The organism is Streptomyces marokkonensis (assembly GCF_039539045.1).
GTDB classification, from domain to species: Bacteria; Actinomycetota; Actinomycetes; order Streptomycetales; family Streptomycetaceae; genus Streptomyces; species Streptomyces marokkonensis.
In genome coordinates, this window is the sequence record NZ_BAABCQ010000031.1 from 34,137 (window position 1) to 54,590 (window position 20,454).

Annotated in this window: 20 protein-coding genes; 18 read left to right on the top strand and 2 right to left on the bottom strand. The window is 69.0% G+C overall.

Features of this window, described 5'->3' with window-relative positions:
- Positions 1-106 precede the first annotated feature (106 nt).
- Positions 107-685 carry a hypothetical protein gene (locus ABEA26_RS10775; RefSeq protein WP_345591406.1) on the top strand — a complete coding sequence of 193 codons (579 nt, stop codon included), beginning with the start codon at positions 107-109 and terminating at the stop codon, positions 683-685.
- A 72-nt stretch (positions 686-757) separates the two neighbouring features.
- On the opposite strand, the gene ABEA26_RS10780 is transcribed toward ABEA26_RS10775, so the two are convergent.
- Positions 758-1,063 carry a ferredoxin gene (locus tag ABEA26_RS10780; RefSeq protein WP_345591407.1) on the bottom strand — a complete coding sequence of 102 codons (306 nt, stop codon included), beginning with the start codon at positions 1,061-1,063 and terminating at the stop codon, positions 758-760.
- Positions 1,064-1,308: 245 nt separating this feature from the next.
- On the opposite strand from ABEA26_RS10780, the gene arc reads away from it, so the two are divergent.
- The 6 genes from arc (at position 1,309) to prcA (ending at position 7,469) form a co-directional block, all read left to right on the top strand.
- Positions 1,309-3,075 carry a proteasome ATPase gene (gene arc / locus ABEA26_RS10785; protein WP_345591408.1) on the top strand — a complete coding sequence of 589 codons (1,767 nt, stop codon included), beginning with the start codon at positions 1,309-1,311 and terminating at the stop codon, positions 3,073-3,075.
- 232 nt (positions 3,076-3,307) lie between these two features.
- Complete coding sequence (gene dop, locus ABEA26_RS10790; protein WP_345591409.1) at positions 3,308-4,819, top strand: depupylase/deamidase Dop; 1,512 nt, start codon at positions 3,308-3,310, stop codon at positions 4,817-4,819.
- Positions 4,820-4,996: 177 nt separating this feature from the next.
- Positions 4,997-5,215: a ubiquitin-like protein Pup gene (locus tag ABEA26_RS10795; RefSeq protein WP_307010745.1), complete on the top strand. Its 219-nt coding sequence runs from the start codon at positions 4,997-4,999 to the stop codon at positions 5,213-5,215.
- Positions 5,205-5,846: an endonuclease VII domain-containing protein gene (locus tag ABEA26_RS10800; protein ID WP_345591411.1), complete on the top strand. Its 642-nt coding sequence runs from the start codon at positions 5,205-5,207 to the stop codon at positions 5,844-5,846. The genes ABEA26_RS10795 and ABEA26_RS10800 overlap by 11 nt, the downstream gene beginning before the upstream one ends.
- Positions 5,798-6,643, top strand: coding sequence for a proteasome subunit beta (gene prcB, locus ABEA26_RS10805; protein ID WP_345591412.1), 846 nt, complete (start codon positions 5,798-5,800; stop codon positions 6,641-6,643). The genes ABEA26_RS10800 and prcB overlap by 49 nt, the downstream gene beginning before the upstream one ends.
- Before the next feature lie 58 nt (positions 6,644-6,701).
- Entirely contained in the window at positions 6,702-7,469 is a 768-nt protein-coding gene (gene prcA / locus ABEA26_RS10810; protein WP_345591413.1) for a proteasome subunit alpha, read from the top strand.
- 59 nt (positions 7,470-7,528) lie between these two features.
- On the opposite strand, the gene ABEA26_RS10815 is transcribed toward prcA, so the two are convergent.
- Positions 7,529-8,545 carry a LacI family DNA-binding transcriptional regulator gene (locus ABEA26_RS10815; protein WP_345591414.1) on the bottom strand — a complete coding sequence of 339 codons (1,017 nt, stop codon included), beginning with the start codon at positions 8,543-8,545 and terminating at the stop codon, positions 7,529-7,531.
- Between the two features lie 109 nt (positions 8,546-8,654).
- Between ABEA26_RS10815 and ABEA26_RS10820 the strand changes: the two genes are divergently transcribed.
- From ABEA26_RS10820 to ABEA26_RS10870, 11 genes are all read left to right on the top strand, one after another.
- Positions 8,655-9,914, top strand: a complete 1,260-nt coding sequence (locus ABEA26_RS10820; RefSeq protein ID WP_345591416.1) for an MFS transporter — start codon at positions 8,655-8,657, stop codon at positions 9,912-9,914.
- Positions 9,915-9,923: 9 nt separating this feature from the next.
- Positions 9,924-11,285 (top strand): Pup--protein ligase, encoded by a 1,362-nt coding sequence (gene pafA / locus ABEA26_RS10825; protein WP_345591417.1) that lies wholly within the window; start codon positions 9,924-9,926, stop codon positions 11,283-11,285.
- Between the two features lie 157 nt (positions 11,286-11,442).
- Positions 11,443-12,441: an FKBP-type peptidyl-prolyl cis-trans isomerase gene (locus ABEA26_RS10830; protein ID WP_345591418.1), complete on the top strand. Its 999-nt coding sequence runs from the start codon at positions 11,443-11,445 to the stop codon at positions 12,439-12,441.
- Positions 12,442-12,501: 60 nt separating this feature from the next.
- Positions 12,502-12,873 (top strand): FKBP-type peptidyl-prolyl cis-trans isomerase, encoded by a 372-nt coding sequence (locus tag ABEA26_RS10835; protein WP_279565137.1) that lies wholly within the window; start codon positions 12,502-12,504, stop codon positions 12,871-12,873.
- Positions 12,874-13,010: 137 nt separating this feature from the next.
- Positions 13,011-13,964 (top strand): helix-turn-helix transcriptional regulator, encoded by a 954-nt coding sequence (locus tag ABEA26_RS10840; protein ID WP_345591420.1) that lies wholly within the window; start codon positions 13,011-13,013, stop codon positions 13,962-13,964.
- Between the two features lie 15 nt (positions 13,965-13,979).
- On the top strand, positions 13,980-15,026 hold the full coding sequence (locus ABEA26_RS10845; RefSeq protein WP_345591422.1) for a helix-turn-helix transcriptional regulator: 1,047 nt from the start codon (positions 13,980-13,982) through the stop codon (positions 15,024-15,026).
- Between the two features lie 29 nt (positions 15,027-15,055).
- Positions 15,056-15,316 (top strand): hypothetical protein, encoded by a 261-nt coding sequence (locus ABEA26_RS10850; protein ID WP_345591424.1) that lies wholly within the window; start codon positions 15,056-15,058, stop codon positions 15,314-15,316.
- Between the two features lie 77 nt (positions 15,317-15,393).
- The gene (locus ABEA26_RS10855) at positions 15,394-15,588 is read left to right on the top strand and encodes a hypothetical protein (RefSeq protein WP_345591426.1); all 195 of its coding nucleotides are present in this window, start codon (positions 15,394-15,396) and stop codon (positions 15,586-15,588) included.
- A 278-nt stretch (positions 15,589-15,866) separates the two neighbouring features.
- Positions 15,867-16,157 (top strand): Sec-independent protein translocase subunit TatA, encoded by a 291-nt coding sequence (gene tatA, locus ABEA26_RS10860; protein ID WP_345591427.1) that lies wholly within the window; start codon positions 15,867-15,869, stop codon positions 16,155-16,157.
- 47 nt (positions 16,158-16,204) lie between these two features.
- Positions 16,205-17,155 (top strand): twin-arginine translocase subunit TatC, encoded by a 951-nt coding sequence (gene tatC, locus ABEA26_RS10865; protein WP_345591428.1) that lies wholly within the window; start codon positions 16,205-16,207, stop codon positions 17,153-17,155.
- An 88-nt stretch (positions 17,156-17,243) separates the two neighbouring features.
- A complete protein-coding gene (locus tag ABEA26_RS10870) occupies positions 17,244-20,096 on the top strand; it encodes a DEAD/DEAH box helicase (protein ID WP_345591429.1) in 2,853 nt (950 codons plus the stop codon).
- Positions 20,097-20,454: the final 358 nt, after the last annotated feature.

Sequence of the window (20,454 nt, forward strand, 5' to 3'; positions counted from 1 at the left end):
CGGCGCGGTCCGGCCCAGTACCCACCCCGCCGTTCCCCCGCACTGTGACGTGTGGCACGATGCTGGCCACCCCCCGCCGGCACAGCCCTCACAGGAGACACTCCTCGTGCAGCACCCCGCCGTTCCGGACCTGTCACACACGCACGCCCGCCCGATCCACTGGGTCGCCACCGCCACGGCCCTCGCCGCGGTCGTGGCCCTGTCCTCGGTCCTGCAACCCGACGCCGCCACGGCGGCCCAGACCGCCGCACCCGAACCGAAGAACGCCCCCGCGCACATCGCGCCGCCCGACCCGGCGGCCGTCACATTCCCCCTCGAGTGCGGACCGGTCGAGGCGCTGGTGCAGAAGAAGGCCTCCGGAGACCTCGACGGCGACGGCCGGCCCGAGACGGTGGCCGTCGTGCACTGCGACGCGCCCATGGGCACACCGCCCGACGGCGTCTACGTCATCACCCGGGACGCCGAAGACGGCAAGCCCCGCGTCGTGGCCACTCTCGTGAACCCCCGGGACCGCCGAACGGTCACCGACTTCGCGGTGCGCGACGGCGCCGTCCGCGCCACGCTGCTCGGCTACTCGTCGGCCGACGTGCCCAGTTGCTGCCCCGACGTCACGGACGACGTGAAGTGGCAGTGGGAGAAGGGCGCGTTCGTCCGCGACACGCCGTCCCAAGCACACACCGTGTGACCCAAGGCCCGCCGCAGCCGGTGTGACACACCGGGCAAAATCACGGAGCGTGCGGGCCAAGTCACATTTTGGTCACTCTGTGTCCGGGCCGTAGACCTCGGCCCTGTCCGAAACACGACGTACATGGATGCACTCGCCCGGACACTCCTTCGCGGAGTCGACCACGTCCGCGAGAAGCGGCAACGGTACGGGCGTTGTCGCTCCCGCGGTCTGGAGAAGCTCGTCGTCCGCGCCCTTCACGTAGGCCAGACCGTCGATGTCCAGCTCGAACACCTCCGGCGCGTACTGGGCGCAGATGCCGTCGCCGGTACACAGGTCCTGATCGATCCAGACCTCCAGAGCCTCGCCGTCGACTCCGGCCTCCTGCTGCACAGTCATCTCTCCTGCCGTTTCCTACGCCGAGCCGTTCGGGAATCCGGCCAGCTCTGACGGGTGTTGAACGCTTCGACCCTACCTCCGGCTGGGTTCCACTCACGTTCCGTGGGTATTCCCCTGGCGTGAGGGAGAGCGCAAGGGTGAAGATCGGACACACCCCGACAGTCTTTGTGATCTAGGGGTTTCAATCGACACCCACCCAGGTAGGGTCTGGAAGCGTCCAGCTCCCCTTGGAGGAGGTGAGGACCGTGGCAGCCCACGACGACGACATGAACCGCGGCATCCGCCCGGGACGCGGGTCCGAGGACCCGGCCGGGCAGGTGGCCTACCTTGAGCAGGAGATCGCCGTCCTGCGACGCAAGCTCGCCGAATCTCCGCGGCACACGAGAATTCTCGAAGAGCGGATTGTCGAGCTGCAGACCAACCTGGCCGGCGTGTCCGCCCAGAACGAACGACTCGCCGGAACACTCCGCGAGGCCCGCGACCAGATCGTGGCCCTCAAGGAAGAAGTCGACCGGCTGGCCCAGCCACCGGCAGGCTTCGGTGTCTTCCTGCAGGCCAACGAGGACGGCACCGCCGACATCTTCACCGGCGGCCGCAAACTCCGGGTGAACGTCAGCCCGAGCGTCGAGCTCGACGAGCTCCGACGCGGCCAGGAAGTGATGCTCAACGAAGCACTCAACGTGGTCGAGGCCATGGAGTACGAGAGCGTCGGCGACATCGTCACCCTCAAGGAGATCCTCGAGGACGGCGAGCGAGCCCTGGTACTCGGCCACACCGACGAGGAGCGCGTCGTACGACTCGCGGAGCCGCTGCGCGGCATCAACATCCGCCCCGGCGACGCCCTCCTGCTCGAATCCCGCTCGGGCTACGTCTACGAGGTCGTTCCCAAGAGCGAGGTCGAGGAACTCGTCCTCGAAGAGGTCCCCGACATCGGCTACGAGCAGATCGGCGGCCTCGGCGGACAGATCGAAGCCATCCGAGACGCTGTCGAGCTCCCCTATCTCTACCCCGACCTGTTCCGGGAGCACGAGCTGCGACCCCCCAAGGGCGTCCTGCTCTACGGACCTCCCGGATGCGGCAAGACGCTCATCGCCAAGGCCGTCGCCAACTCACTGGCCAAGAAGGTCGCCGAAGTGACCGGCCAGGCCTCGGGCAAGAGCTTCTTCCTCAACATCAAGGGCCCCGAGCTCCTGAACAAGTACGTCGGCGAGACCGAGCGGCAGATCCGCCTGGTCTTCCAGCGCGCCCGGGAGAAGGCCAGCGAGGGCACCCCCGTCATCGTCTTCTTCGACGAGATGGAATCCCTCTTCCGCACCCGCGGCTCCGGCGTCAGCTCGGACGTGGAGAACACCATCGTCCCCCAGCTGCTCGCCGAGATCGACGGCGTCGAGGGCCTGCAGAACGTGGTCGTGATCGGCGCCTCCAACCGCGAGGACATGATCGACCCCGCCATCCTGCGGCCCGGCCGCCTCGACGTGAAGATCAAGATCGAACGTCCGGACGCCGAAGCGGCCAAGGACATCTTCGGCAAGTACCTCACCGAGCGCCTCCCACTCCACGCGGACGACCTCACCGAGCACGAGAAGGACCGCGCGGCCACCGTCCAGAGCATGATCCAGACCGCGGTGGAACAGATGTACGCCGAATCCGAGGAGAACCGCTTCCTCGAGGTCACCTACGCCAACGGCGACAAGGAAGTCCTCTACTTCAAGGACTTCAATTCCGGCGCCATGATCGAGAACATCGTGGGCCGCGCCAAGAAAATGGCGATCAAGGACTTCCTGGAAGCCGACCAGAAGGGCCTCCGCGTCTCCCACCTCCTCCAAGCCTGCGTGGACGAGTTCAAGGAGAACGAGGACCTGCCCAACACCACCAACCCGGACGACTGGGCCCGCATCTCCGGAAAGAAGGGCGAGCGGATCGTGTACATCCGTACGCTCGTCACCGGAAAGCAGGGCGCGGACACCGGACGCTCCATCGACACGGTGGCGAACACCGGTCAATACCTGTAAAAGGCGGGGCGGCTGCGGGTGCCCACAACGGGTACCCGCAGCCGACTGTTTTCCGGAGCTCCGACTGGAGCAAGGCAATGCCGCAAATGATCTCCCCACCAGCGCAAAGGCGTTCTAGGCTCTTCCATACCGCCGAGTCGCGCAGTGCGGGGACGGGCACCGCACACGCATCGGAGCGCCAGCGGTACTTGAGCGGAGCCCACCACGGGCGCCGCCGGGCAAGGAGGGCCGCATGACCGTACGGCGAGTAATGGGCATCGAGACGGAGTACGGAATCTCCGTCCCCGGCCACCCGAACGCCAATGCCATGCTCACCTCGTCCCAGATCGTCAACGCCTACGCGGCGGCGATGCACCGGGCCCGCCGGGCCCGCTGGGACTTCGAGGAGGAGAACCCGCTCCGGGACGCGCGAGGCTTCGACCTCGCCCGTGAGGCCGCCGACTCCAGCCAGCTCACCGACGAGGACATCGGCCTCGCCAACGTGATCCTCACCAACGGAGCACGGCTCTACGTCGACCACGCCCACCCCGAATACAGCGCCCCGGAGGTCACCAACCCGCGCGACGCCGTCCTGTGGGACAAGGCCGGCGAACGCATCATGGCCGAGGCCGCCGAACGCGCCGCCCAGCTGCCCGGCGCCCAGCCCATCCACCTCTACAAGAACAACACCGACAACAAGGGCGCCTCCTACGGCACACACGAGAACTACCTGATGAAGCGGGAGACCGCCTTCTCGGACATCGTGCGCCACCTGACACCCTTCTTCGTCTCCCGCCAGGTCTTCACCGGCGCCGGTCGCGTCGGCATCGGCCAGGACGGGCACGAGCACGGCTTCCAGCTCAGCCAGCGCGCGGACTACTTCGAGGTCGAGGTGGGCCTCGAGACCACGCTGAAGCGGCCCATCATCAACACGCGCGACGAACCGCACGCGGACGCCGAGAAGTACCGGCGACTGCACGTGATCATCGGCGACGCCAACCTGTCCGAGATCTCGACCTATCTCAAGCTGGGCACGACGGCCCTGGTGCTCTCGATGATCGAGGACGGCTTCATCGCGGTCGACCTGGCCGTCGACCAGCCGGTCCGCACCCTGCACCAGGTCTCGCACGACCCGTCGCTCAAGCGCCTGATCACGCTCCGCAGCGGGCGCACCCTCACCGCGGTACAGCTCCAGATGGAGTACTACGAGCTGGCCCGCAAATACGTGGAGGAACGGTACGGCGCGGACGCCGACGACCAGACCAAGGACGTCCTGGGCCGCTGGGAGGACACCCTCAACCGGCTCGAGAACGACCCGATGACCCTGGCCGGCGAACTGGACTGGGTCGCCAAGCGGGAGCTCATGGAGGGCTACCGCCGCCGGGACGACCTGGACTGGGACGCCGCCCGGCTGCACCTCGTGGACCTCCAGTACGCCGACGTACGGCCCGACAAGGGCCTCTACAACCGACTGGTGGACCGGGGCCGCATCAAGCGGCTCCTGGACGAGACGGAGATCGAGCGGGCCCGCACCAAGCCGCCGGAGGACACCCGCGCGTACTTCCGCGGGCGCTGCCTGGAGCAGTACGCGGACGACGTCGCGGCGGCCTCCTGGGACTCGGTGATCTTCGATCTGCCGGGCCGGGACTCGCTGCAACGGGTCCCAACCCTGGAACCGCTTCGCGGAACGCGTAACCACGTCAAGGAACTCCTGGACCGCTGCCGCACCGCGGAAGACCTGGTCAAGGTCCTGACCGGCGGATAGGCGGGCCGAGCGGGTACACGGAGAAGACCGCCGGACAGGGTGGAAACCCACCCCGTCCGGGAACCATCGAGATGGCCCCCGTTCGTTGGAGAATCGCGGGGCCGATGTCGGACCCGGCTTGTAGGGTCTGATCTTGACCGAGCAACTGTGTCGGGCGAACCGAGCGGGGTGAGGGTTATGGCGACCAAGGACACCGGTGGCGGGCAGCAGAAGGCCACACGTTCCACCGAGGAGGTCGAGGAGCAGACGCAGGACGCACAGGCTTCCGAGGACCTCAAGGAGCGCCAGGAAAAGCTGAACGACGACGTGGACTCCGTCCTGGACGAAATCGATGACGTCCTCGAAGAAAATGCCGAGGACTTCGTGCGCTCCTTCGTTCAGAAGGGTGGAGAGTGACTTCACCTTCGTTTCGAAGGGTGCGGTGGGGGGGTTGGGGTTGTCCGACGAAAGCGTGAAGCGCTGCTCGCGGTGCAAGCAGTACAAGCCGCGAGCAGCCTTCGCGAGCAACAAGGCGATGAGGGACGGTATCCAGGCGTACTGCCGGGAGTGCTCCGCGGCGTACTACCGGCAGCGCCAGGATGCCCGCGGTAGGAAGCCCCGCCCGAGGGTTGCCGCACCGGAAGGGCACAAGTACTGCCAGCGCTGCGGGGAGATCAAGCCGCGCTCCGAGTGGGATCGCAACAGGACTGCCTCCGACGGCCTGTCGACAGCCTGCAAGGCCTGCCGGGCAATCGAAGGGCGGGCACGTCATCTGAAACGCCAGTACGGCCTCACCGAAGCCGAGCGTGACGCGATGGTCGCCGCCCAGAAGGGCCTCTGCGTGATCTGCCTGAAGGCTCCGGCCGCACACGTGGATCACTGCCACAAGACGGGTAAGGTCCGTGGCGTACTGTGCTTCAACTGTAATTCGGCCATCGGCAAGTTGGGAGACGATCCCGACGCTGTTCGTCGGGCTGCCGCCTACCTGGAGGGAACTTCGTGGAAGCCAACACTCGTAGCACCGGGCGTCTACCTGCTGCCTTCCTGACGCCCGGGTCCTCTTCGTTCATGGACTTCATCGGTGAGCACCAGCCGGACATGCTCCCGGGAAACCGGCAGCTGCCGCCGGTGCAGGGCGTCGTCGAGGCACCGCACGGCACCACGATCGTGGCGGTCACCTTCCCCGGTGGGGTCGTCCTCGCCGGTGACCGGCGGGCCACCATGGGCAACATGATCGCCCAGCGGGACATCGAGAAGGTCTTCCCGGCGGACGAGTACTCGGCGGTGGGCATCGCCGGTACGGCGGGTCTGGCCGTGGAGATGGTGAAGCTGTTCCAGCTGGAGCTGGAGCACTTCGAGAAGGTCGAGGGCGCGCAGCTGTCCCTGGAGGGCAAGGCGAACCGCCTGTCCACGATGATCCGGTCGAATCTGGGTATGGCGATGCAGGGGCTGGCCGTGGTGCCGTTGTTCGCCGGTTACGACGTGGACCGGGGTCGGGGCCGCATCTTCTCGTACGACGTGACGGGCGGGCGGTCCGAGGAGCGGAACTACGCGACGACCGGGTCGGGGTCGATCTTCGCCCGTGGTGCGATGAAGAAGCTGTTCCGTGAGGACCTGACGGAGGAGCAGGCCACGACGCTCGTGGTGCAGGCGCTGTACGACGCGGCGGACGACGACTCGGCGACCGGTGGTCCCGATGTCGCGCGCCGGATCTATCCGATCATCACTGTGATCACCGAGGACGGTGTCCGCCGGCTGGGCGAGGACGAGGGTGCGGAGCTCGCCCGCGCGGTGCTGGAGCGGCGACTGGAGCAGCCCGAGGGTCCGCGGGCCGCGCTGCTTTAGCGGTGTGTTCGTGTTGTCAGGTGGTCCAGTGACATCTCCAGAAAGGGATGGATAACCGGTGTCGACGCCGTTCTATGTCTCACCCCAGCAGGCCATGGCCGACCGGGCGGAGTACGCCCGTAAGGGCATCGCCCGTGGCCGCAGTCTGGTCGTGCTGCAGTTCGCCGACGGCATCGTGTTCGTCGGCGAGAACCCGTCCCGTGCGCTGCACAAGTTCAGCGAGATCTACGACCGGATCGGTTTCGCGGCCGCCGGTAAGTACAACGAGTACGAGAATCTGCGGATCGGTGGGGTGCGCTACGCGGACCTGCGCGGTTACACGTACGACCGGGACGATGTGACGGCCCGGGGTCTGGCCAACGTCTACGCGCAGACGCTGGGCACGATCTTCTCCAGCCAGGCCGAGAAGCCGTACGAGGTGGAGCTGGTCGTGGCCGAGGTCGGCGACAGTGCCGACGGTGACCAGATCTACCGGCTGCCGCACGACGGTTCGATCGTGGACGAGCACGGCTCGGTCGCGGTCGGCGGCAACGCGGAACAGATCAGCGGGTACCTGGACCAGCGGCACCGGGACGGTATGACGCTGGCGGAGGCGCTGAGGCTGGCGGTGCAGGCGCTGTCCCGTGACACGAACGGCAGTGAGCGGGAGATTCCGGCGGAGCGGCTGGAGGTCGCGGTGCTGGACCGTACGCGTCCGCAGAAGCGGAAGTTCAAGCGGATCGTGGGAGGTCAGCTGTCGCGGCTGCTGGAGTCGGGTGCGGGAGCCGATGCCGAGGACCTGTCCCTGCCGGACGAGGACGAGGGCGGGGACAAGGGCGAGGAGTAGTGGGCGGCCCCGAGTGAGGGCCTTCGAGCGGCGCCGGGTGCCATGTGCCCCGGCGCCGTTCAGTGTTGTGGCGGTGGTGCCGTGGAGCCTCGTACGACCAGGTTCACCGGGATGTCTCCCGCGTCGGGAGTGAGGCCCTCCATGACCGCGAGCAGGGCGCGCATGCCGTGTTCGCCGAAGAGTTCCGCGTCGAGGCGGACGGTCGTCAGTTCGGGGTCGATGGCCGTGGCGAGGCCGAGGTCGTCCAGGCCGGTGACCGAGAGGTCGTCGGGGATGCGGAGCCCGGCCCGTCGGGCGGCTTTGTAGGCGCCGGCGGCGAGTTTGTCGTCGTCGCAGACGAGTGCGGTGGGGCGGGGTCCCGGTGCGGTGAGCGCGGCTTCGGTGGCTTTCTGGGCGCCTTCGATGGAGATGGGGGCGCGGGCGGTGCGCAGCTCGGTGCCGGGGGTGGCGGCGAGCCGTGTCGCCAGTTCGTGGGCGCGTACCTCGAAGGTCCAGGAGGGGACGTCCGCCGCGAGGTGGAGGAAGCGGCGGTGGCCCAGGGTCAGGAGGTGTTCCGCGACCTGGCGGATGCCGTCGGCGATGTCCAGGTTGACCGTGGCGGCGCCGAGGCTGCCGTCCGGGTCGCTGTCCAGCATGACGAGGGGGAGCTGGTCGCCCCTGATCGCGCTGAGTGCGTCGGCGGCCATGGAGGAGGCGATGACGCCGTCCAGGGCGGCCTGGGCGGAGGCGAAGGGGTCGCGGGCGGGGCCGACGCCTTCGGGGGAGGGGTAGAGGACGACTCCGAAGCCGTGTTCGGCGGCGATGCGTGCGGCGCCGGTGTAGACCTCCGCGAAGAACTCGGTGGTCAGGGCGGGTACGACGAGGAGCACGGTGCGGGTGCGGCCGAGGCGGAGGTTGCGGGCGGCGAGGTTGGGGCGGTAGCCCAGTTCGTGCGCGGCCTCCCGGACCCGTTGGGCCGTGGGTTCCGAGACGCGGCCGCGCCACTTCTCGCCGAGGACCAGGGAGACCGCGGCCTGGGAGACGCCGGCGGCCTGGGCGACGTCCCGGCTCGTGGGACGGGTGCTGCCTCGTGCCACTGTTCGCGCCTGCGCTTTCGTCTGGACTCGTGAACAGGCGACATGGTACGTATGGCGCAGAAAGTTATACGTAAAACCTCGTTGGTCGGTTCGGAGGAGGGGGTGGGTCGTGGTCGCCGGTTATCTGGACATTCTCCGGGCGCGGCATGCCGTGCGGCTGCTCGTCGGCACGCTCGTGGGGCGGTTGCCCAACGCGACGGCGGCGATCGCGATCGTGCTGTTCGTGCGGGCGGAGGGCGGTTCGTACAGCCTTGCGGGGGCGCTGGCCGCTGTGTACGGGGTCGCCAACGCGGTGGGGCAGCCGGTGCTGGGGCGGCTCGTGGACCTGTGCGGGCAGCCGCGCGTGCAGTTGCCGGCCGCCGTGGCGTCGGGGCTGGCCATGGCCGTGTTCGCCTTCGCCGGGACCGGGACGGTCGCGCTCGCGTACGGGGCGGTGGGGGCCGCGGGGCTGTTCACGCCGCCGCTGGAGGGTGGGCTGCGGGCGTTGTGGCCGAGTGTGCTGCGCAAGGAGGACCAGGTGCACGCGGCGTACGCGATGGACGCCGTCGCGCAGGAGGTCATGTTCACCGTCGGGCCGCTGCTCGTGACGGTGTGCGTGTCGCTGTGGTCGCCGCTGGTCGCGCTGTTGGTGCTGAACGGGTTGGGTGTGCTGGGGGCTCTGTCCGTGGTGGTGTCGCCCCCCTCGCGCGCGTGGCGGTCGGCGCCGCGCGAGGCGCACTGGCTGGGCGCGCTGCGTTCGTCCGGGCTGCTGGCGTTGCTGGGCGCCTTCCTGTTCATCGGGATGGCGCTCGGGTCCATCACCGTCGCTTCCGTGCCGTACGCGGACGAGCACGGCGGTGACGCCGTGTACGGCTGGCTGATGGCGGCCCTGGGGCTGGGTGCGCTGATCGGGGGAGCGGTGTACGGGGCCCGGCGGTGGACCGGTGAGCCCGCGCGGCGACTGCGGGTGCTGGTGGCGTTTCTGGCGGTGTGTTATCTGCCGTTGACGTTGATGCCGGGTGTGGTCGCGATGGTCGCGTTGACCGTGCTCGCGGGTGTCTTCCTGGCGCCGTGCATCGCCTGCGCGTTCGTTCTGGTCGACGTGCACGCGCCGCGGGGGACGGTGACGGAGGCGTTCTCGTGGCTGGTGACGACGTTCACGGTGGGTGCCTCGGTGGGTACGGGCCTGGCGGGGCCCGTCGTGGAGCACGGCGGGGCGCTGTGGGGGTTCGCCCTGCCCGGGGCGGCCGGGGTGGTGTCCCTGCTCGTCCTGGCGTGCACCGGACGGGTCCTCGCAGCTCCCGCCCGGCAGGCGGTGGTTGCGGCTTCATCGGAAAATGATCCAAACCGTGCCGTCGAACCCCGTTTCAGTTCGGGTCATCAGGCGTAATGTTCAGTCATGGACCGCCGCATTTTCGGGCTGGAGAACGAGTACGGCGTCACGTGCACGTTCAGGGGACAGCGCCGCCTGTCGCCTGACGAGGTGGCGCGGTACCTCTTCCGCCGTGTCGTGTCATGGGGCCGCAGCAGCAATGTCTTTCTGCGCAATGGGGCCCGCCTCTATCTGGACGTGGGATCGCATCCGGAATACGCCACACCCGAATGTGACAACGTGATCGAACTCGTCACCCACGACAAGTCGGGCGAGCGCATCCTCGAAGGACTCCTGGTGGACGCCGAACGACGCCTGCACGAGGAGGGAATCGCGGGCGACGTCTACCTCTTCAAGAACAACACGGACTCCGCCGGCAACTCCTACGGCTGCCACGAGAACTATCTCGTGGCCCGGCACGGGGAGTTCTCGCGGCTCGCGGACATCCTCATTCCGTTCCTGGTGACGAGGCAGTTGCTGTGCGGCGCCGGCAAGGTGCTGCAGACGCCGCGTGGTGCCGTGTACTGCGTCAGTCAGCGGGCCGAGCACATCTGGGAGGGCGTCTCCTCGGCGACCACCCGCTCGAGGCCCATCATCAACACGCGCGACGAGCCGCACGCCGATGCCGAGCGCTACCGGCGTCTGCACGTCATCGTGGGCGACTCGAACATGTCCGAGACGACCATGCTGCTCAAGGTCGGCGCCACCGACCTGGTGCTGCGCATGATCGAGGCGGGCACGGTGATGCGCGACCTCACCCTGGAGAACCCGATCCGGGCGATCCGTGAGGTGAGTCACGACATCACCGGGCGCCGGAAGGTGCGCCTGGCCAGTGGCAGGGAGGCGTCCGCGCTGGAGGTGCAGCGGGAGTACTTCGAGAAGGCGGTGGACTTCTGCGAGCGCCGCGGCATCCGCACCGGCACCGTCGAGCGCGTGCTGGAGCTGTGGGGCCGCACGCTGGAGGCGATCGAGGCCGAGGACCTCGACCGCATCGACACCGAGATCGACTGGGTCATGAAGTACAAGCTCCTGGAGCGGTACCGGGCCAAGCACAACATGACCATGTCGAATCCGCGGGTCGCGCAGATAGACCTCGCCTACCACGACATCCACCGCCGCCGTGGCCTGTACTACCTGCTCGAGAGGAAGGGGCAGGCCGCCCGGGTCGCGAACGACCTGAAGATCTTCGAGGGAAAGTCCGTTCCGCCGCAGACCACTCGGGCCCGGCTGCGTGGCGATTTCATCCGACGGGCTCAGGAGCAGCGCCGGGACTTCACCGTCGACTGGGTCCATCTCAAGCTCAACGACCAGGCGCAGCGCACCGTGTTGTGCAAGGACCCGTTCCGTTCGGTGGACGACCGGGTGGAGAAGTTGATCGCCGGAATGTGAGCCGGACGGGGTGAGAAACGGGTTCCGCACGAGAAGCGGAACGCCACACGGGCACCGTACGTTAGCCGTACGGTGCCCTTCTCACGCCGTAGAGTTGCGCGCGCTGATCGAGCACTCATCCAGCAGCATCGACCGATACCGATACGAGGCCCCCACCGTGCGCCGACGCTCACTCCTCATCGCAGTCCCCGCCGGACTGGTCACACTCGCCGCATGTGGTGAGGAAGACTCCGGTTCGAGCAACGCCGGCGACAGCACGACGTCCGGGGCGTCGGACGCGTCGGCGCCGCCGAAGATCGTCGACGGCCCGCTGCCGGCGATCACCGCGGGGACGAAGTTCGGTGAGAAGCCGACGGTAGCCAAGGGCGGTGGCGAGCCCTCCAAGGACCTCGCGGTGAAGACGGTCATCGCCGGCGGCGGCAAGAGCGTCGCGGAGAACGACTTCGTGTTGGCGGACTACCTGGGCCAGATCTGGGAGAGCGCGATGGTCTTCGACAACTCCTACGACCGCAAGACCCCGCTGATCGTCCAGCTCTCCAAGGAGGCCGGCATCATCGACGGCTGGCGGTACGCGCTCGGTGGCAAGAAGGCCGGCAGCCGCGTCGAGTTCTCCGTGCCGCCCACCTTGGGATATGGCGAGCAGGGCAACGAGCAGGCGGGCATCAAGGGCTCCGACACGCTGGTGTTCGTGGTCGACGTGCAGGACGCCTTCAACGCCAAGAGCTCCGCCAAGGGCAAGGAAGTCCCCCAGGACGACGCCGCTCTGCCGAAGGTGGGTACCAACACCGACGGCAAGGCGCCCTCCATCGAGGTACCGAAGAGCGACGCGCCGAAGAAGCTCGTCGCGGAGTACGTCCTCGAGGGCGACGGCGCCGAGGTCGGCGCACAGGAGACCGTGCTCGTGCAGTACAAGGGCGTGGTCTGGGACGGCGGCAAGGAGTTCGACTCCACGTACGGCAGGAAGCAGCTGACGTCGTTCTCGCTCCAGCAGGTCGTCAAGGGCTGGTCGCAGGGTCTGACCGGCAAGAAGGTCGGCAGCCGCGTCCTCGTCGTGATCCCGCCCGAGCTGGGTTATGGCGACAACCCGCCGGAGGGCAGTGGCATCGAGAAGGACTCCACTCTGGTCTTCTCCGTCGACATCCTGGCGAAGATGTGACGCCTCGAAGATGTCAGACTTGGGTCGTTGCCTTTCCGCAGACAAGCAGGAGCTGAACACGTGAGCATCGACAAGCCCGAGGTCGACTTCCCGGGGGGCGAGCCCCCGGCGGACCTCGAGATCAAGGACATCTGGGAGGGCGACGGCCCGGTTGCGCAGGCCGGTCAGACCGTGACCGTCCACTACGTGGGCGTGGCGTTCAGCACGGGCGAGGAGTTCGACGCCAGCTGGAACCGAGGCGCGCCGTTCCGCTTCCCGCTCGGTGGCGGCCGCGTCATCGCGGGCTGGGACCGGGGCGTGCAGGGCATGAAGGTCGGCGGCCGACGGCAGCTGACCGTCCCCGCCCACCTCGCCTACGGCAACCAGAGTCCGACCCCGGCGATCCAGCCCGGCGAGACGCTGATCTTCGTGGTCGATCTGCTCGGAGTCTGATCACTGTCCGATCGGACAGTGATCAGAGCCGGTCATCCGGGGTCCATGCCTGTCCGGGCATGGGCCCTCGGCTTTTGCCGGGCCACCGCGGGGCGGTACGGTCATCCGTCGTAAGCACCATAGGGAGAAGGGCGTCGATGGCCATTGCCAAGGCCGAGCGGCTGATGAACCTGGCGCTGTGTCTGCTCGGGACACGGCGGCCACTCAGCAAGCGTGAGCTGCGCGAGTCCATCGAGGCCTACCTCGAAGCGGGATCCGACGACTCCTTCAACCGCATGTTCGAGCGGGACAAGGACGACCTGCGGGAACTCGGGCTTGTCATCGAGACGGTGGAGAGCCTCGACGGCGAGATCGGCTATCTCGCGCGTCGTGACAGCAACCGCCTGCCGCCGATCACCCTGGACGCCGAGGAGGCCGCCGCGCTCGGGCTCGCCGCCAAGGTGTGGCAGCAGGCCCGGCTGGCCGGTGCCGCGAGCGGCGCGCTGCAGAAGCTGCGCGCGGCCGGACTGCCCGAGGACGTCGACCCGTACGAGGCGCACAGCGCGCTGGAGCCGCGCATTCCGGTGCACGAGGCCGCCTTCGAGCCGCTGATGCTGGCCTGCCGCGACCGCAGGCCGGTCCTCTTCGAGTACCGCAAGGCCAATGCGGCCCAGCCCGAGCCCCGGCACGTCGAACCGTGGGCGCTGGAGTGCTGGCGCGGCCACTGGTACCTGGCCGGTTACGACCGCGACCGCGGTGCCGAGCGGGTCTTCAGGCTGTCCCGGATCACGGGCAGGGTGCGCTCGCGCGGGGCGCGGTTCACCGCCCCCGTGCCCGACGTCGTCACCGTCCGTGAGACGGTCGCGAGCTGGGCGGGGGAGACCGCCGACCGCTCCGCGCTGATCCGGCTCCGTACCGACGCGGGATACCCCCTTCGGGCGAAGGCCACCGCGGTCCGGGAACTGGGCGACGGCTGGGACGAGTTGGAGATTCCGTACGGGCACGGCCTGGACGCCTGGCTGGTCGAGTTCGGGCCGGACGTGGTGGTGCTGGAGCCCGCGGAGTTGCGTGCGGACGTGGTGGACCGGCTGCGTGCCGTGGCCAAGGGCTGAGGGGGAGCGGACACAGTGGCAGGTAAACCGGTCAGGCCCGTGAACGCCATCGACCAGACCCGACGGATGCTGTCCCTCGTGACGTATCTGCGGGAGCGCCCCGGTGCCCGGGTGGAGGACGTCGCGCGCGCCTTCGGCATCACCGAGGACGAGCTGGTCTCCGACCTCGACGTGCTGCCCATGTGCGGCACCAGCTTCCGCGGCGGCGATCTGCTCGACATCGACACCGACGGCGAGCGCATCTGGTGGCACAATCCCGCCGCCCTCGGCGCGGACGCCGCCGAGCCGCTGCGGCTGGCCGCCGACGAGGCCACGGCGCTGCTCGTCGCCGCACGGGCCGTGGCGACCCTGCCCGGCCTGCGGGAGAGCGACCGGCAGGCGTTGCTGCGGGCGACCGCCAAGGTGGAGACCTCGGCGGGCGAGGCCGCGGGCGCCAGTTCGCGCCTGTCCGTCACCTTCGAGTCCGAGGGCGGCGTCTTCGCCGACGTCGACCGGGCGATCTCGGAGCGCCGCAGGCTGTGGATCCGCTACTACTCGCCGGCCCGCGACGAGGTCACCGAGCGCGAGATCGACCCCATCCGGCTCGTCAGCGTCGGGCACACGTATGTCGAGGCCTGGTGCCGCCGCTCCGAGGCCCGGCGCACCTTCCGGCTCGACCGGGTCGCCGAGATCCGCATCATGGACGAGCCGTCCGCGCCGCCGGAGGTGGAGCTGCGGGACCTGTCGGAGGGGCTGGTGCAGCCCGCCGCCGAGGACCCCGAGGTCGTGGTGGAGGTCGGCCCCGGCGGGCGCTGGGTCGCCGAGTACTACCCGCACGACAGCGCGGACGAGCTTCCCGACGGCGGTCTGCGCATCGCCCTGCGCACCCCCGATCCGGCGTCCCTGCGGCGGCTGGCGCTGCGGCTCGGGCGTGACGGCCGGATCGTCTCCCCGCCCGAGCTCGCCGGCAGCGCCCGGCAGGCGGCCCGCGAGGCGCTGGCGGCGTACGACGGGATCGAGGCGGGCGGCGCGCGCCGGGGGTCGGGCGAGGGGCAGCGCGACAGGCAGGGGCGAGGACTGTGAGCGAGCCCGCCGGGCCAGGCGCGCCGGGTATGACGGCGGCGTCCGCGTTCGCCGGCATGCGACATGTGTCCCCGGTGGTGTTCAAGGCGGGCTGCCCGGACTGCCGGGGCAGCTTCGAGCTCGCCGCTAGTGCCCTGCGCCTCGCCATCGGCGCCACGAGCCGCACCACCTTCTACTCGTTCACCTGCCCGGAGTGCGGGTCCGCCGTCCGTAAGCCGGCGGGGGAGCGGGTCGTGGAGCTGCTCACGGGCGGCGGGGTCAGGACCCTGCGGCTGCACTCCACCGTCTAGGACCGGTGCCGGCGTCCCGGCACCGGCGTCCGGGGCGGCGTTCATGCCAGTCCGCGGGACGGTCTAGGCTCGGCGTCATGTTCTGGCCGATGTTCGCGGTTGCCGTGGGTTTCCTGGGTCTCGCCGTTCTCGCGGTGTTCGCCGTGAAGGTGTTCGTGGAGGCGCGGCGCCTGGGCCGGCAGGTGACGGACTCGGCCCACCGGATCAGCCGCGCGGCGGAGGACCTGGAGCGCGCGACCGAGAACGCCGCGCGCGCCGTGGACACGCTGTGAAGGCCTGAAGGTCGCGGTGGACCCTCGTGCGTGGCCCCGCGGACGCGTGTGAGTTGCGTTTTGGGACACTTCGCCCTGTCACCCCACGGGTCCCTGAAGGTACGCTGCTGGTCGCGACCCGGAAAACGAGGCCCGGTCGCGGACGGGAGTACGCACGGGGATTGCCTCACGTTTACCCCTGAGCGTTACGATCGCTGCACAAGACGATCGATCGGACGTATGTCCGACCGATCGGACAGCACCCCCACCCAGCCGCCTCGGTGAGAAGGTAAAGACTTATGTTCGGAAGGCTCGGCGCCCCCGAGATCATTCTCATCCTCGTCGTCATCATCCTGCTGTTCGGCGCGAAGAAGCTTCCGGACATGGCGCGGTCGCTCGGCAAGTCGGCGCGCATCCTCAAGAGCGAGGCCAAGGCGATGAAGAGCGAGAGCAAGGCGGACGACGCCGCTCCCGCCGACCCGCCCAACACCCCCGAGCAGGCCGCGGCGCAGCGCACCATCAAGGCCGCCCCCGGCGATGTGACCAGCTCCCGGCCGGTCTCCGAGCCGACGGACACGACCAAGCGCTGACGCAGGGCCGGTGACCTCCGGCCCGCCGCACGAGATGGGAACGTGGGTTGCTGAAGTCTGCCCGCATCAAGGAGAAGGATCCCGAAGGGCGGATGCCCCTCGCGGAGCACCTTCGTGAGCTCCGCAACCGGCTCGCGAAGGCGCTGCTGGCCATCGTCGCCGTCACTGTCGTCGCCGCCTTCTTCTACAACGACATCATCAACTTCTTCACCGACCCGGTCCTCGACTCGGTCGGCTGCACGAGGTCGTTCGAAGAACTGGCCAAGTTGCCGAACGACTCGGACCCGTGCGCGCAGATCACCATCAACGGTCTGCTCGGCCCCTTCACACTGGCGCTGAAGGTGTCCCTGATGGCCGGAATCGTGCTGGCCTCGCCGGTCTGGCTCTACCAGTTGTGGGCGTTCGTCGCCCCCGGCCTGCACCGCAGCGAGAAGAAGTACGCCTACGCGTTCGTCGCGACCGGCGCCCCGCTCTTCCTCTTCGGTGCCTACTTCGCCTACGTGGTGCTGCCCACCACGGCGAAGGTGCTGATCGAGTTCACACCGTTCGGCGTCGACAACCTGCTCCCGCTGGACGATCTGCTCGACCTCGTCACGCGCATGGTGGTCGTCTTCGGCCTCTCCTTCGAGTTGCCGCTGCTGCTGGTGATGCTCAACTTCACCGGGGTGCTGACCGGCAAGCGCATGGTCGGCTGGTGGCGCGGAATGATCATGGGCATCACGCTGTTCGCGGCCATCGCCACGCCCAGCACGGACCCGCTGACCATGATCGCGCTGGCCGGACCGATCTGGATCCTGTACTTCGCCGCGGTCGCCATCTCCCTGGTGAACGACCGCCGCAAGGCCCGTCGCGAGGAGCTGGAGCCCGACGACGACGAGGCGTCCGACCTGGACCTCACGCCCGACAGCATCGACGAGGTCGAACCCGTGACGACCGCCCGCGCCCTGCCCGAGCAGACCACGAGGGACCGGGTCAACGGCTACGACGACGTGACCTGAGGCACACCGGGGCGGTGGCGGCACAGTCGCCGCCCCAGGAACGCCGCAGGAAGGCCCCACGGATTCCCTCGCGGAACCGATCCCGATAATGATCGTCCTGTTGTCAGTGCGGCCCGGTACGCTCGAAAGCACGATGACAGAGGATCTCTCACCGGCCGAGCGGTACGCGGCAGCCCGCCAGCGCGCTGTCGAGCAGGCCACCGCGCTCGCCTCCTTCCGCGAGATGTACGACTTCGGCCTCGACCCCTTCCAGATCGAGGCCTGCCAGGCGCTCGAGGCGGGCGAGGGTGTCCTGGTGGCCGCGCCCACCGGCTCCGGCAAGACGATCGTCGGCGAGTTCGCCGTCCACCTCGCCCTGCAGCAGGGCAGGAAGTGCTTCTACACGACGCCCATCAAGGCGCTGTCGAACCAGAAGTACGCCGACCTGTGCCGTCGCTACGGCGCGGACAAGGTGGGCCTGCTCACCGGCGACAACAGCGTGAACTCCGACGCCCCGGTGGTAGTGATGACCACCGAGGTCCTGCGGAACATGCTGTACGCCGGCTCCCAGACCCTCCTCGGCCTCGGGTACGTGGTCATGGACGAGGTGCACTACCTCTCCGACCGCTTCCGCGGCGCCGTCTGGGAGGAAGTGATCATCCACCTCCCCGAATCCGTGACCCTGGTGTCACTGTCGGCCACCGTGTCGAACGCGGAGGAGTTCGGCGACTGGCTCGACACCGTGCGCGGCGACACCCAGGTGATCGTCTCCGAGCACCGGCCCGTGCCGCTGTTCCAGCACGTGCTGGCCGGGCGCCGGATGTACGACCTGTTCGAGGAGGGCGAGGGCCGCAAGAGGGCCGTCAACCCGGACCTCACACGCATGGCGCGCATGGAGGCGAGCCGCCCGTCCTACCAGGACCGCAGGCGCGGCCGGGCCATGAAGGAGGCCGACCGGGAGCGCGAGCGCAGACAGCGCTCCCGCATGTGGACGCCGGGCCGGCCCGAGGTCATCGAGCGGCTCGACGCCGAGGGGCTGCTGCCCGCGATCACCTTCATCTTCAGCCGCGCCGCCTGCGAGGCCGCCGTCCAGCAGTGCCTGTACGCCGGGCTGCGGCTCAACGACGAGGACGCGCGGGACAGAGTGCGCGCCCTCGTGGAGGAGCGCACGGCCGCCATCCCCACCGAGGACCTGCACGTCCTGGGGTACTACGAGTGGCTGGAGGGCCTGGAGCGCGGCATCGCGGCCCACCACGCGGGCATGCTGCCGACGTTCAAGGAGGTCGTGGAGGAACTCTTCGTCCGTGGACTGGTCAAGGCCGTCTTCGCGACGGAGACCCTCGCCCTCGGCATCAACATGCCCGCCCGCTCGGTGGTGCTGGAGAAGCTCGTCAAGTGGAACGGCGAGCAGCACGCGGACATCACCCCCGGCGAGTACACGCAGCTCACCGGCCGGGCCGGACGGCGGGGCATCGACGTCGAGGGCCACGCCGTCGTGTTGTGGCAGCGCGCCATGAACCCCGAGCACCTCGCGGGACTGGCCGGCACACGCACGTACCCGCTGCGCTCCAGCTTCAAGCCGTCGTACAACATGGCGGTCAACCTGGTCGAGCAGTTCGGCCGGCACCGCTCGCGGGAGCTGCTGGAGACCTCCTTCGCGCAGTTCCAGGCGGACAAGTCGGTCGTCGGGATCTCCCGGCAGGTGCAGCGCAACGAGGAGGGGCTGGAGGGCTACAAGGCCTCCATGACCTGCCACCTCGGCGACTTCGAGGAGTACGCGCGGCTGCGTCGGGAGCTGAAGGACCGCGAGACCGAGCTGGCCCGCCAGGGCGCCAACCAGCGGCGCGCCGAGGCCGCCGTGGCGCTGGAGAAGCTGAAGCCGGGCGACGTCATCCACGTGCCGACGGGCAAGTACGCGGGCCTCGCCCTGGTGCTGGATCCGGGCCTGCCCGCCGGGCGGTCCAACGGCCACCGGGGCTTCGAGCACCACGACGGGCCCCGCCCGCTGGTGCTGACCGCCGAGCGGCAGGTCAAGCGGCTGGCGTCGATGGACTTCCCGGTGCCGGTCGAGGCGTTGGAGCGGATGCGGATCCCGAAGTCCTTCAACCCGCGCTCGCCCCAGTCCCGCCGCGACCTCGCCTCCGCGCTGCGCACCAAGGCAGGGCACATTATGCCTGAGCGGGCCCGTAAGAAGCGCTCGCAGGCTGCCGACGACCGGGAGATCGCGCGGCTGCGCAAGGACATCCGCGCCCACCCCTGCCACGGCTGCGACGATCGCGAGGACCACGCCCGCTGGGCCGAGCGCTACCAGCGGCTGCTGCGCGACACCTCGCAGCTGGAGCGCCGTATCGAGGGCCGGACGAACACCATCGCCCGCACCTTCGACCGGATCGTCGCGCTGCTGACGGAGATGGACTACCTGCGCGGCGACGAGGTCACCGAGCACGGCAAGCGCCTCGCCCGGCTCTACGGCGAGCTGGACCTGCTCGCCAGCGAGTGCCTGCGCGAGGGCGTGTGGGAGGGCCTCTCCCCGGCCGAGCTCGCCGCCTGTGTCTCCGCGCTGGTCTACGAGTCCCGGGCGGCCGACGACGCGATGGCGCCGAAGCTGCCGTCCGGCAAGGCCAAGGCCGCGCTCGCCGAGACGGTCCGCATCTGGGGTCGGCTCGATGCCCTGGAGGAGGACTTCCGGATCAGCCAGACCGAGGGCGTCGGCCAGCGCGAGCCCGACCTCGGCTTCGCCTGGGCCGCGTACATGTGGGCGTCCGGCAAGGGCCTCGACGAGGTGCTGCGCGAGGTGGAGCTGCCCGCCGGTGACTTCGTCCGCTGGTGCAAGCAGGTCATCGACGTCCTCGGCCAGATCTCGGCCGCCGCGCCCGCCGCGGGCTCGACGGTCCCGAAGAACGCGCGCAAGGCGGTCGACGAACTGCTGCGCGGGGTGGTCGCCTACTCGTCCGTGGGCTGACCCGCGCACAGCAGAGGCCCGGCGGCATCCCCGCCGGGCCTCTGCGCGTTCCGCGGCACCTTCAGTGGCGTTCCGTTCCGGGGCACCTTCGATGCCTCTTTCCCTCATCACGGTGAGTGAAATTCGCACAGCCGTTCACCATTACGCAGGGTGTTCGATTGACTCCCCGGTGTGCAAATGGGCCTGAGGGTACTCCAGTCCTTGTGCCCGTTTCAGGTGCTTGCTGAATATGACACGGCGATGATCCGCTCGGACTAAGCTCGCCCGCAGCGCACCGAGTTGAGGTGGAATCGCGCGCTTGTTCCCAATGCGCCGAAGATCCCGACAACTCCCAGAGATACCCCGCTGCAAGCTCCCC